This is a genomic window from Bacillus sp. SD075 (genome assembly GCF_017355165.1).
In the GTDB taxonomy this organism is placed as follows: domain Bacteria; phylum Bacillota; class Bacilli; order Bacillales; family DSM-1321; genus Peribacillus.
This window is the reverse complement of the sequence record NZ_JADILK010000021.1, coordinates 21,053-34,072: the sequence shown is the minus strand read 5'-3', so window position 1 is coordinate 34,072 and position 13,020 is coordinate 21,053. Positions and strand designations below refer to the sequence as shown.

Genomic DNA, 13,020 nt, shown 5'->3' with positions numbered 1-13,020 from the left:
CATCTTTGTTCACATGAAGAAAAGGACCATTTATCAATATATCACAGGGGTTCGACTGGATTGATTCAAAATGCGATATTATGAAGAAGAGGACAACCTTAACAAAAAAGCCCTTCCCGTCTGAGATGGCCTCTAGTTATAATTTGTGTTTACTTCGTTTGCTGATTGGAAATACCATAATTAATCTTTTAACTATTATCAGAGTGGGAGTGATACTTATGACAAGACATTCCAACAAAATCAAACGTAAAACAAAAACTACTTTGAATAAAGTAAAGACTAATATTAAGGAAGCTTTATTTAATATCACAGACATTCGATCAATATCTGTACAACAATCTTCTGATTTTATTTAACCTCACCCTGATACAAAAGTCACCAAGAAACAAATGCTTGAAATTTCCTAAACCTTCTACAGTTTAGAAACCAATAAATCCAAAATTTTGAAGGCGGATGGACATTATTAGGATTAAAATGGTACCTTATCGATCATATAGGGATTATGATCCATTAAATACACCAATTAAAATGCCTTAACTAAATTCACAGCCTCTTTAATTACAGTCTTTTAAAGGTTTGTACAATTTGAACGGCGATTTACTCTCAAGAAACTCACTTTCCGCGGCCTTCTCGGTGCCTTTGCGCCTGAATCCCTCCGCTGGACACGCTTTTCCCGCAGGGGTTTCGTACCTTCCGTTCCAATCAACTTTGTTTTTAAATTTAGATAGACCCCTTTCACCTAAAAAAAAGAGCTGCCAAAGCAACTCTCTAATTGAAGTAAAGGATCTGTATCAAATTCATAAACGGCTATTGAGAAATGATTGTCTCTTTTGTCACTTTCCATCACTGCCAGTTTGTGTGAAAGGCTCCTGCTAAATCACGTCGTTCATAGGTATGTGCTCCAAAATAATCACGTTGTGCCTGCAAAAGGTTGGCATTTGAGATGCCTGTTCGATAACTATCGTAATAAGTAAGCGAAGCGCTTAAACACGGAAACGAGATACCAGAATTTATTCCCTCACATACAACCTTACGCAATCCTACCTGATAACCTGTAACCTTTTCGGCAAAATATGGTGAGATTAATAAATTAGCCAGATTCGGCTGCTCTTGATAGGCTTCGCTAATGACGTTTAAAAATTCGGCACGAATGATGCAGCCACCGCGGAAAATCAGCGCGATATCCTTTAAAGGCAAATCCCAGCCGTAAAGTTCAGAAGTCATTTTATATTGAGTGAAACCTTGTGCGTATGCACAAATTTTCCCCATATATAAAGCTTGTCTAATATGATCAATCCACTCATCTTTATCTAATTTTTGCTGAACTTTCTCAGGGCCTGTCAGAATATTTTCTGCATTGACCCGTTCATCTTTTAAAGCGGAAATGTAACGCGCAAACAAAGACTCAGTAATAATCGATGCCGGTATTCCATTATTGATAGCTTGCATGCTGGTCCATTTACCTGTGCCTTTTTGTCCTGCTTTATCAAGAATCACATCGATCAAGGGTAAGCCCGTCACTTCATCTTTTTTCCTTAAAATTTCGGCGGTGATTTCGATTAAATAACTTTTCAATTCACCTTGATTCCATGTTTCAAAGATGTCAGCAATTTCATTAACTTCCAAATGCAACTTCTCTCTTAAAAACGTGTAAGATTCTGCGATTAATTGCATATCCGCATACTCAATCCCGTTATGTACCATTTTTACAAAATGACCTGCTCCTTTTGGGCCGATATAGGTACAGCAAGGGTCATCATTTACTTTCGCTGCGATTTTTGTCAGAATCGCAGCTACTTTTTCATAGGCGTCTTTATCTCCACCTGGCATGATTGAAGGTCCTTTTAACGCCCCGACTTCTCCACCAGAAATACCAATTCCTATGTAACTGATTCCTTTAGATTTCAATTCATCATATCTGCGTTCCGTATCTTCGTAATGGGAGTTACCACCGTCCATGATAATATCGCCTGGTTCAAGATGAGGAAGTAATGAATTGATCACCGAGTCGATCGGCTTACCCGCCGTCACCATTAGAAAAATCTTTCTTGGAGTTTCCAGTGACTGAACAAATTCTTGGATTTCATAATACGGATGAAGCGACTGACTGTCCAAAGTGGCAACAAGCTGATCCGTTAAATCTCTTGTGTAGTTATAGACAGCCACTTGTTCCCCTTTACTAGCCATATTTAAAGCGATATTACTGCCCATGACCCCTAAACCAATGACACCGATTGTATTCAACATTTATTTCTGCTCCTTCTATGTAAGAATAATAGGCAGTAAATCCCTACCATAAGTGGGGGATTTACTGCCGGGAAAAGCCTATACAAATAAGCTTAGTAATAGAATAAATCCTAATCCAGCCACTGAAATAATCGTCTCAAGCAAGGTCCATGTTGCAAATGTTTCTTTCATGCTTAAACCAAAATACTCTTTAAACATCCAGAAACCGGCATCGTTAACGTGTGAAGCGATTAAACTACCCGCTCCTGTAGCAAGTACAACTAGAGCAAGGTTAACGTCCGTCTGACCTAACATCGGAATAACTAAACCAGCTGTCGTTAAGGCTGCAACGGTTGCAGATCCTAAGGAAATACGCAAGATTGCCGCGATAATCCAGGCAAGCAAGATTGGCGATAATGATGTTCCCTTGAATAATTCAGCTACATAGTCACCTACACCGCCGTCGATCAATACTTGCTTGAAGGCTCCGCCGCCCCCTATGATTAAGAGCATCATTCCGATATGCAAGATTGCAGATGTACAAGATTCCATAATATCTTTCATTGGAATCTTTCTTGCTAATCCCATGGAATAGACCGCAAATAATAAGGAAAGCAACATGGCTGTACCGGCTTCACCAATAAAACGGATTGCTGCTAGTAGACCATTGTCTTCAAAGCCCATTGTTTTTTGCATCAAAGTGATGATCGTAGCAATTGACATTAATATAACCGGAAGTAAAGCGGTAAATACACTGATTCCAAATCCAGGTGTATCTTCAAGTTTAAATGATTTTTGTTCTCCTAAAGAGGCAATGCTGCCTGTTTTCGTAAATGATTCAGGTACGAGTTTCTTAGCTATCTTCGTAAATACTGGGCCAGCCAAAATAACGGTTGGAACCGCAATAATGAAGCCATAAAGTAAAACCTGACCAATGTCTGCACCATATTCACCAGCGATAACGGTTGGTCCTGGATGCGGCGGTAAGAAACCGTGAGTTACGGATAATGCCGCTACCATTGGAATACCAAGATATAATATCGAAACTTTTAATTCTCTTGAAATGGCAAATACGATTGGAATCAATAATACTAACCCCACTTCAAAAAATAACGCGACACCGATAATAAATGATGCTGCTACGACTGCCCATTGAATATTCTTTTCGCCGAATTTTTTAACAAGGGTCATCGCAATGCGCTGCGCACCGCCTGAATCTGCGATTAACTTACCCAACATCGCTCCAAGGCCAAAGATCAACGCTAAGTGACCAAGTGTTCCGCCCAATCCAGCTTCGATGGTTTTGACAATTCCATCAAGTGGCATCCCAAGTGCTAAAGCCACTCCAAACGATACAATGATTAAGGAAATAAAGGTGTTTAATTTTAAGCCCATTATTAAAATTAATAAAGCGACAATTCCTAAAGCGACAATAACTAATGGCATTGTAATTCCTCCTTGTCTTTACTTTGTGGCATTTATTAAGTTTCTTTGATAATTCGCAATCTGTGTATACTCGCTTCCCAATACCCTTGATAGGTTAATAAAAATCGGCAGTAATTGCCTATATTCTTTTACAGAATCATCTTCCGGTGTGTGCTTGTGGGTATTGCCTATCATTTCAGAAACTACTTCGAAGGAATCAATTTCCCCGGTGGCATATAATCCTAATATACAAGCACCCAGGCACGAACTTTCGTAGCTTTCTGGAACCACGACTTCCGATTCGAAGATATCGGACATCATTTGCCGCCAAACAGCCGACCTTGCAAAGCCTCCCGTAGCTTGAATTCGGGTCACCGGACCGTCCATGCATTCAGTTAAGGCTAAAAATACTGTGTATAAATTGTAAATGACACCTTCTAGAGCCGCTCGAATCATATGTTCTTTCTTATGCGACAGTGTTAATCCGAAAAATGAACCCCGTACGTCCGGATTCCATAATGGTGCACGTTCCCCTGCAAGATATGGATGGAATAGCAATCCATCAGCGCCTGGTCTTACACGTTCGGCAATCTTGGTTAAGACTTCATAAGCGTCAATTCCGAGTCTTTTAGCTGTTTCCACCTCGGAAGAAGCAAACTCATCACGTATCCAGCGAAGGACCATTCCTCCATTGTTTACCGGCCCGCCAATCACCCAATGCTTTTCCGTTAAGGCATAACAAAAGATTCTTCCTTTTTCGTCTGTTTTCGGCTCGTCAATAATCGTCCGAATCGCACCGCTTGTCCCAATCGTGACGGCGATTTCGCCTTTCCGGATAGCGTTTACACCTAGATTTGAAAGGACACCATCACTTGCCCCAATGACAAAAGAGGTTTGTGGATCAATCCCAATTTGTTTGGCTAAATCGTGGTCACAGTTGTTAAAGATCTTTGTTGTTGGTACGAGTTCAGATAATTGATCACGTGTGATTCCAGCAATCCTTAAGGCTTCCTCATCCCAATCCAAGTTTTTGAGATTCAACATGCCCATGGAAGAAGCAAGAGAATAATCGACAACATATTGATCAAAGAACTTTTTAAAGATATATTCTTTAATCCCGATATACTTTTTAACATTGGTTGCGATCTCTGGGTGATCATTCACAATCCAGGTGATTTTGGACAATGGAGACATCGGGTGTATCGGTGTTCCGGTCCTTTTGTAAACTTCTTGACCATCTAATTCATCTTTTATTTTATGGGCCCATGCCTCACTGCGATTATCTGCCCAAGTGATACAACGTGTTAGCGGCTGGTCATTTTCATCCATAGCTATAACACTATGCATCGCACTGCTAAATGAAATAAATGATATCTTTTTATTTGGATGCTGTTTCGTTATATTTGAAAAGGCTTTCAGGACAGCCTGAAAAATCTCCTCAGGATCTTGTTCCGCTGTTGTCATATCCGGTGTGTAAAGGGGATAACCGACATTCTCTTGTTGAATGACATCGCCATTTTTCGTAAATAATACAGCTTTTGTACTTGTTGTACCGATGTCTACACCTAACATATAGTTAGTCATTTTCCTGTTCGACTCCTTTTGTAAGCATCTGTTGGGCCATCCATAAGTCTTCAACTTCCCCTTGAACATCATCAAAGTTTACATGTAACGACTTAATCATGAGGTCTCGATCTTTTGTTCTGATCGCATCAATATAAAGCTGATGATTATTAATGATCCGTGTAAAGTCTTCATACTTTTCTTTAAAACGACAACGCATGGATAGAAGAATCAAACTTTCCATCACAGGTTTTAAATTATCCCAGATCATCAGAATGTAGGAATGATTGATGGACCGAATGATCGTTTCGTGGAACATGACATCCTGATAGGAAAACTCATCAGCATCTCTGTATTTTATGGAAACCTTCATCATTTCAAGTATTTTACTAAGTTCCATTACCAATTCATCCGTATCCTCCCTAACTAAGCGTTCAAATACAAACGTCTCGATGAGTATCCGTACTTCATATATTTCTGCATACTTTTTTTCTGTTAAACCAATGACAACCGCACCCATTCTTTCTAATCGGATGATATTTTCTGATGCCAGTATTTTTAATGCTTCACGAACTGGCGAACGGCTAACACCAAAATCGGCAGCTAATTTATTTTCAGAAAGGATGGTACCGCTTTCAATCATGCCCGAAATAATACGCATTCTAAGCTCGGATGTTACACGATCACCAGCTGAAGCTTTTGAAAGCCATTTTACAGGATAAAGAAATTCCTTTGATTCAGCCATAAATTCACCTTCTTATAGAGTTCAAGTACACTTGTATACAAGTATTATAATAAAAAAATAATGTATAATGCAAGCTTTTTGAATATAACTAGATTCTCGTTAATATAGTCTAGTTTATTGGGAGTTTAGAAGGTTCTGAGGCAAAAATAATGAAGAAACACAGTATGGTAATATCTGTTAACAAAGGGTTAAGCAGCTACTCTGAACAACTTATGAATGAATCCAACGTCATTTTGGGCAGACTTTGCCCGTTGATGAGGTTAGTACCCTATTAGAAATTGCACGTTACTGGTCGGCTAGTATAGGTTGCTACTCGCGAGGATCTAGCTGCCTTCCAGATAGCCCTCATTCACCGATAAAAAAAGCTATCACTGATAAACCTGCTTGCTTTTGTCTTCGGCCTTGCCTTGTTCTCTTTGACTTGCTTCTAGGTCTTGTTGTGATGTTCGAGCGAGCACAGGTCGCTACTCGCGGCGATTTAGCTGCCTTCAGTACTATCGTAGGTTTTCCCTCATTCACCCCTGTATATTTCTTTAGTACTGAAATGTAGGTAGTACTGCATCAATTATTATTCCGATTGCGATTGGCTTCCTGGCCCAGGGTGGTAATTTTGCTCCTGCACTTACCCTATTGCTTGTATAACCTTCGCAGGAGCACTGTCCTACATTTTCTTGGTAGGTAAAATCGAAAGGGGGCAGGATTTTGCTGATGTTGATTTACGGAATGGTAAGAAGTTACCGGGCTAATTATGAATGCATAGAATATCTACAAACAACAAAGCAGTGCATCCCGAAAATTGAGATCACTGCTTTGTTGTTTGTAATTCAAAGGAGCAGAAAAAACCAGCTCAATTGGTTATAATTTTCACCAATGTTTTACTACATCTTTTAGAACCTTCTAATTTTGTCGATATCTACTCAGAATTTGTAGATATTTCTCGGGAAATTGTTGAAATTTGAAAATAGTGATTGCGAATAGTTGGAACAACGGAATTTCTACTTTTGATTTGATTGCCTTAGGTTTAAATAGTTATTAACAGAAATTAACGCCTGAATATCGTAAAGGAGACTAAAATAAAGGTAATGAATCCTTTTTCTTATTGAAGTAATGCTTCGTAATGGTTTTTTGTTGTTCAGTTTTAAGCTGTGACATATCGTTTGTCAGCTAGATGTTCATTTCACGTGTAGCAGTGAGTTCATTGGTTAAAAGATTAAGCTCTCTTTTAATCGAATGAGAACATGGGTTAAATTGTCATATGTATCGGGTATCGCTATCTTCGTTTCATTGGTTCCTTCTAATCTATCTTTTTGTAGATACAAAGGTCTTTAGCTATATCGTTTAGGGGCTGCCCCGTATCGCGTAACACTTTAAGCGTTTCGATGCCGGATTGAACGAAGGTGTTTACATTTACATATTTTAACAATAATTTCCCGTTTCACTCTAAGTTTTTAACATACTTTCGAACATTGGTTTTGCCTCTTCACTTCTTTGCCACTTCCTTGGAAGAGGATGTATATCCTGTCACATATCGGACCTTCCTTTCTATTAAAGATGAAGGTTCCTTGGATTTATTTTCATGTTATATCGCCCAGCGATACGAAACACAAAAAAGAACAGATAGGCCCCTTTCTTGAGAACACTATTGAGGACATAGATCTTGCTGGAGCTGGGAAACCGTTGGTTTAAGCTGAGACATACGTATGTCAGTGGAATTTCATTTCAAGCGTAGCTGTGAGTTCATTGGTTAAAACAATTAAAAACTCATTTATTTGTTTGGAATTATGAGTTAAGTTGTCATATATATTGGGTATCGCTATCTCTGTTTCATTGGTTCCTTCTAATCTATCTTTTGTAGATACACAGGTCTTTAGCTTACCCTCTAGGGACTTGTCCGTATCGCGTAACGCTATGTGCGCTTCGATGCCAGATTGAATAAAGGCAACCACCATCTTAAAACCTCATATCCGTTTCGTTCTAAGTTTTGACCATACTTTTGAACAGTGGATGTGCATCCCCTCTTCTTCTTCCACTTCCATAGCAAAGAATACTCATTCATTCGGATGTATATCATGTTTGCATATCAAACGCCGCTTTTCTATTAAACCTAAAGGTTCGAATTTATTTACAAGTTATATCGCCCAGCGATACGAAACACACAAAAAAAGAGCCGATCTATCCCTGTCTGGAGCACCTCTAGTAAGGATGACTCCTGTTTTTGAATGCAAGTTTTCAACCTCCGATCAAACATGCCTTTTTAGCTTGCTTCAAATTGTGTATTTTGTTTTAGATGCATATCGCTTAAACAAATCCCCAATGAATTTCAATTGAGCCTTTGGTAGAACGTCCGCTACATTGGTATTGCCGAGCATTTACATAACAGGTGCCAAATCCTGTAAAGTTGTAAAATTCTTTATTAATTCTGTTTTTCAGCTAGCGAATCATATATGTCACTGATTTTTTAAAATTTTGTGGATTCGCATCTCAATGCTTTCATCCATCATTATTTATTTAAAAAATATTTATCAAATGTTCTTCATCAATAATTTGCTTCCACAAATCAATACACAGCTAGGCAAAAAACCTTTACCGTCACCTTATTTTCTGAATATGGAGAAAAGCGCCCGCCATTTTTCGGAACGTTTTTGTATAGTCTCTTCTAAACGTTTATTAAATTCATTTTGTGAACTCCATTCTTTTTTCTGTTCGTCCCGCATATTTTGTATTTCTTTTTGTAAGAGTTCACTTTTTTGTTTTTCTTGTTCCAGCAATGTTTCATAATGGGTATTTTGTTGTTCTGTTAATTGTTCAATTTTAGAATTAGTTCTTTGCGCTGAATTTCCAATACTAGAACTTATAACATGATGATCTTGCTGGAGCCGGGAAACCTTTGTTTTAAGCTGTGACATATCGTTTGTCAGTTGGACATTCATTTCACGTGTGGCTGCGAGTTCATTGACTAAAAACATTAAGACCTCGTTTAATTGATTGGGGTCGTGGGGTGAATTTTCATATGTATCGGGTATCGCTATCTGTGTTTCATTGGATCCTTCTAATCTTTCTTTTTGTTGATATACAAGGTCTTTAGCTGTATCGTCTAGGGGCTTGTCCGTATCGCGTAGCGCTATAAGCGCTCCGATGTCAGATTTAACAAAGATACGTCGATCTCCATCTTTCAAAAACTCATATCCATTCCGCTCTAAGATTTGACCATATTTTCGAACAGTGGGAGTTGCAATCCCCACTTCTTCTGCCACTTCCTTGGAAGAGAAAGCTCGTTCATTCAGTTGTATATCGCGTCGCATATCGGACCTCTTTTCTATAACTAGTTGTATCTGTAGTCTACCTGACCTTATATTTTCTGTCTAGATAAGTATAGCCTATCCAGAAGTCGTTAGGGATAGCGATAAGATTTCCTTTTCCTTTCTTCTGATTTGTTTACTTACATTAGCATTCCATACCATTCAAATTGAAGAAAGACTCGTGAAAATGCTGAAACACAATAGGATTAAGCAAAAAGAAATAAAACTTCAGAGAATCGTTCCTTTACACCAGTTTGGACCGATTCTATTATTTTTTCACACTAAAAAAAGCTCGGCCCAAAGGGCACATTATATGCCTTTTGGGTCAGCTCATTTTTTCATTATTTCATCAGCTTTGCTACTGGCTTCGAAAGAAGCAATAACACAATACCTAAGCCAATTGTTACAAAACCAATTACACTGAAGATTTCCAGGTAACCTAAAGACTGCGTATATGCAGCTAATTGGCCGGCTACCATATTAGCTACCGCGGAGCTTGCCAAAAAAACTGCCTTGTTTTAAGGCAGTTTCTTTGGCAACGATCCATTGATATAAATTTTTCGGTCTTCCTATTTTTTGATAACTCACAATAGTTTCCACTTTTCCTTCATCAAGTAAATGCATAATATAGCGATAGACGGTCGGATAAGCCAAACCAACTTCTTTAGAAATTGTATCAACAGAAAAAGGTTCACGATTAGAATTCAGAAAACCACTAACATGACAAAGTGTTTTCTTACTAATTCCCTTTGTTACAAATACAGCCTTTTCTTCACTGGACTTTTGCTGCGGAGCTGATTGAGTTAATTTTGCAAGGCGAGCATGCAGTTGAATTCTTGAAATCAAATCAGGCGCTTTTACAGGCTTTAACGCAAAATCCGTTGCGCCTGCTTCAAGAAAACGATCAGCAATTTCCTGTCGTTCATCGACTGTTAATACAAGAATCGGAACATCGGCATTAAGTTTACGAAGCTCACCCACTGTTTTTATTCCGTCCATTTCCGGCATATGATAATCAACTAAAACAACATCTGCTCCTTTTTCTGCAAACACATTTCACCCTTCATTTCCGTTGTTAGCCGTATCTACATTCCAGCCGGCAAATTCACAAATTTCTTTTAGCATATATTGAATTGATGCATCATCATCAATGACTAAAATGTTCATCTTGACACACTCCTCTCAGCTAGTTTAATCCAAATTATTGTCCCGTGCCCAAGCTTGCTGTCAATTTCTAAAGATGCACCATGTCCTTTAGCAACTTGTCGTACGAAAGCTAACCCCATCCCTGGATGCGATTTCGTACTAAACCCAGCTTTCCATATTTTCAGCTGCTCTTTAGGTGAAATCCCTTTCCCATTATCTGATACGCCCAACCAAAGTTCATTTTCATAGGTTTTCACCTTAAGCAAAATCTTGCCATCCTCTATTCCATTCACTGCATCGTAAGCATTGTCAATTAAATTCACTAGTGCCCTCGTCATCCGGATTTTATTAATTAGAATTTTAATTTCAGGATCTGTTTGAAACTCTACCTTCAGATTAAGATTTGTCCCGCTCAGTCTGCTTGCTTCGACGTATTCAACTAAATCTTTTATACGGCACCAATGTTTTTTATCATCATATAAAATCTCGGAAATCATGTCGCTAACGGAATGATCGATGATGAAACCTTTTGACAATATTCTTTAATTTTAGAATCGTCCACTTTCAAACTAATTAAAGAATTTAGCCCCTCAATTGCTGTGAGAGGTGTTTTTAAATCATGGACCAGATATAGTGCTTCTCGTCCTGATCTTGACTGCATTGCTTCTAACTGCGCATAATGAAGCTCTTGCTTTATCCGCCATTTTTGTTCAGCTAATGAAAAATACACAGCTAAAATAACAGCATTAATAACAAAAATTAAACACAAAGTTAAACTGTAGAATGTTAATGATTGCTCAAATCCAATTTGAACCGCTAAATCTTTTAATTCCTTTGAAATCGACCCTTGGCCAAATCCATATTTAGATAAAGAAGGAATCTCATTCAGCCATTCAATCCCAAAGATTAATTGAGAACAAATAATCGTTTTAATAATTGGCTTTAGCCTATCCTTTTCAAAGGCTTGCAATAATAAGATGGCTAACAACAATAACAATCCATATGCACTAAATGAGTAGGTTAAAGAATAATAAGCATTTATCACGATATAGTCGAGAGGAATAACAATAAGAGGAATGATAATTTTTAACCATGGACGGTTTAAACGATCACCGATTTCGTCTCCCAACAGCAATGCACCAATATAATGAAACAAAGCTAAAACTGTATTTAAAGAAATTAACAAAAAAACGGCAAGCATTAACTTATTTCCTGTTTCTTCACCTTCTCTTAATGAAATAAGCAAATCAGTAAGACCAATTTCGTCAGGACCCAACCACGATAGTAAGAATACCCCGAATAAAATCACTCCGATTTTCATCCATATTGTCCAAGACTTCATAAAATTAGCTATCATAATCATTTCACCTTTAATAGATTAATTGCTTATAGAATAGAATGATAACCATTCTTTCATTTCGTATTTATTTTAAATTTATGTATACCCTTGCATAATCTCATTATATGCAATTCATCATAATTATGAAAATTATAAAAAAATGGGTTTTGGATGCAAAAATCCGAACAGCTTGCAAGTAATCTCTAAATCTTGAACAAAGCATTATGTACTTGAACTGTTTTCTAACGTCATTTTTAACTGAGGTTTTATTCCATTCGCGGATGGCTAATATTCAATAGGTATGACCCCGGTTAATCGACCTAAGTTATTCAAGAAATGCGCTCTTAGCAGCCCCGTGCCTTTGCATAGGAAGATTGAGGAAGGTAAACAAAAAAATAATAGGTAATAACAGAAATAACAAAATGAATATTCTTATCCCGAGCCTTCTCGAGTAAATAGAGGAGGGCTTTTTCGATGTCGCTGCGAAAACAAATATATAGTAAAATTGTAAGTGTCAAAAGGATGGTAAGATAATGCTACTGCTGATTTGCATGATCCCTTTTATGAAACAGATTTGCGTTGTGTACAATCTCTGTTATATAGTTCATGGTGATTTTTGCAGCCGTTTGAAAATCGTAGCTTTTGCGATTATTTAAAATATTAGTAAACATTCCCTGCCATACTAAAATGGTTAATTCATTAATTGCATCAACGTTTTCCTCTTTAATGTAGCCCTCTTTTAGTGCAATTTCTAAAAAGGATCGCCCTCTTTTTGACACATTACGTTCGAATAGGATAATCTTTAATTCTTCAGGAATGTTAATCAAATCAGAAGGATATATTTTATAATAGTCTTCAAGCAGCTTTTCCGGTTGATCAGCTAGGTCCATAATAAAAACCGCATGGAAAATTTGTGGTTGCTGAAAAGAGTGATTACAAAAACATTCCCATGCTAATAAGTACTTTTCAATTGGATCTTTTCCTTTTTCAATATAAACAGCTACCTCATCTGTGTAGCATTTCAAGAATTTCATGGAAGCGAAAAAAATCAAATGGGAGACCTCAGAAAAATAGTTATAAATGGTTGCACTATTATAGCCCGCTTTATCCGCAACTTTTCTTATTGTTACATTCTCTAAACCTTCTTCTTCGATAATTTCAGCTGTTGCGTCCACAAAGTATTTCCACATGCGGCCCATTTGTATTTCTTTGTTTTTCATTTTCTATTCCCCTCACACTTTCAAAAAAAATATAGGTCCATTTCAATCACTGAACCC

At 37.7% G+C, this 13,020-nt stretch carries 10 protein-coding genes; all 10 read right to left on the bottom strand.

All coding sequences use genetic code 11. The features are described 5' to 3' along the window. Positions 1 to 843: 843 nt before the first annotated feature. Positions 844 to 2,247, bottom strand: a complete 1,404-nt coding sequence (gene gnd / locus IOC57_RS15060; RefSeq protein WP_207439488.1) for a decarboxylating NADP(+)-dependent phosphogluconate dehydrogenase — start codon at positions 2,245 to 2,247, stop codon at positions 844 to 846. Positions 2,248 to 2,325: 78 nt separating this feature from the next. Then, complete coding sequence (locus IOC57_RS15055; RefSeq protein WP_207439487.1) at positions 2,326 to 3,672, bottom strand: GntP family permease; 1,347 nt, start codon at positions 3,670 to 3,672, stop codon at positions 2,326 to 2,328. An 18-nt stretch (positions 3,673 to 3,690) separates the two neighbouring features. After that, positions 3,691 to 5,235, bottom strand: a complete 1,545-nt coding sequence (gene gntK, locus IOC57_RS15050) for a gluconokinase (protein WP_207439486.1) — start codon at positions 5,233 to 5,235, stop codon at positions 3,691 to 3,693. Then, positions 5,228 to 5,959 carry a GntR family transcriptional regulator gene (locus tag IOC57_RS15045; protein ID WP_207439485.1) on the bottom strand — a complete coding sequence of 244 codons (732 nt, stop codon included), beginning with the start codon at positions 5,957 to 5,959 and terminating at the stop codon, positions 5,228 to 5,230. The genes gntK and IOC57_RS15045 overlap by 8 nt, the downstream gene beginning before the upstream one ends. 1,703 nt (positions 5,960 to 7,662) lie before the next feature. Further along, on the bottom strand, positions 7,663 to 7,908 hold the full coding sequence (locus IOC57_RS15040; RefSeq protein WP_207439484.1) for a hypothetical protein: 246 nt from the start codon (positions 7,906 to 7,908) through the stop codon (positions 7,663 to 7,665). Between the two features lie 645 nt (positions 7,909 to 8,553). After that, positions 8,554 to 9,261, bottom strand: a complete 708-nt coding sequence (locus tag IOC57_RS15035) for an SH3 domain-containing protein (protein WP_101225625.1) — start codon at positions 9,259 to 9,261, stop codon at positions 8,554 to 8,556. Between the two features lie 477 nt (positions 9,262 to 9,738). Then, complete coding sequence (locus tag IOC57_RS15030) at positions 9,739 to 10,311, bottom strand: response regulator (RefSeq protein ID WP_309487714.1); 573 nt, start codon at positions 10,309 to 10,311, stop codon at positions 9,739 to 9,741. A 110-nt stretch (positions 10,312 to 10,421) separates the two neighbouring features. Beyond that, positions 10,422 to 10,940: a sensor histidine kinase gene (locus IOC57_RS25940; RefSeq protein ID WP_286184890.1), complete on the bottom strand. Its 519-nt coding sequence runs from the start codon at positions 10,938 to 10,940 to the stop codon at positions 10,422 to 10,424. Then, positions 10,898 to 11,761, bottom strand: coding sequence for an ATP-binding protein (locus IOC57_RS25935; RefSeq protein WP_286184889.1), 864 nt, complete (start codon positions 11,759 to 11,761; stop codon positions 10,898 to 10,900). The genes IOC57_RS25940 and IOC57_RS25935 overlap by 43 nt, the downstream gene beginning before the upstream one ends. A gap of 518 nt (positions 11,762 to 12,279) precedes the next feature. After that, entirely contained in the window at positions 12,280 to 12,963 is a 684-nt protein-coding gene (locus IOC57_RS15020; protein ID WP_207439483.1) for a TetR/AcrR family transcriptional regulator, read from the bottom strand. Between the last annotated feature and the right edge of the window lie 57 nt (positions 12,964 to 13,020).

Bases quoted from the DNA above. Each gene is read 5' to 3' on its own strand.
- gnd (WP_207439488.1), bottom strand. From the start codon at position 2,247: ATGTTGAATACAATCGGTGTCATTGGTTTAGGGGTCATGGGCAGTAAT.
- IOC57_RS15055 (WP_207439487.1), bottom strand. From the start codon at position 3,672: ATGCCATTAGTTATTGTCGCTTTAGGAATTGTCGCTTTATTAATTTTA.
- gntK (WP_207439486.1), bottom strand. From the start codon at position 5,235: ATGACTAACTATATGTTAGGTGTAGACATCGGTACAACAAGTACAAAA.
- IOC57_RS15045 (WP_207439485.1), bottom strand. From the start codon at position 5,959: ATGGCTGAATCAAAGGAATTTCTTTATCCTGTAAAATGGCTTTCAAAA.
- IOC57_RS15040 (WP_207439484.1), bottom strand. From the start codon at position 7,908: ATGGTGGTTGCCTTTATTCAATCTGGCATCGAAGCGCACATAGCGTTA.
- IOC57_RS15035 (WP_101225625.1), bottom strand. From the start codon at position 9,261: ATGCGACGCGATATACAACTGAATGAACGAGCTTTCTCTTCCAAGGAA.
- IOC57_RS25935 (WP_286184889.1), bottom strand. From the start codon at position 11,761: ATGATAGCTAATTTTATGAAGTCTTGGACAATATGGATGAAAATCGGA.
- IOC57_RS15020 (WP_207439483.1), bottom strand. From the start codon at position 12,963: ATGAAAAACAAAGAAATACAAATGGGCCGCATGTGGAAATACTTTGTG.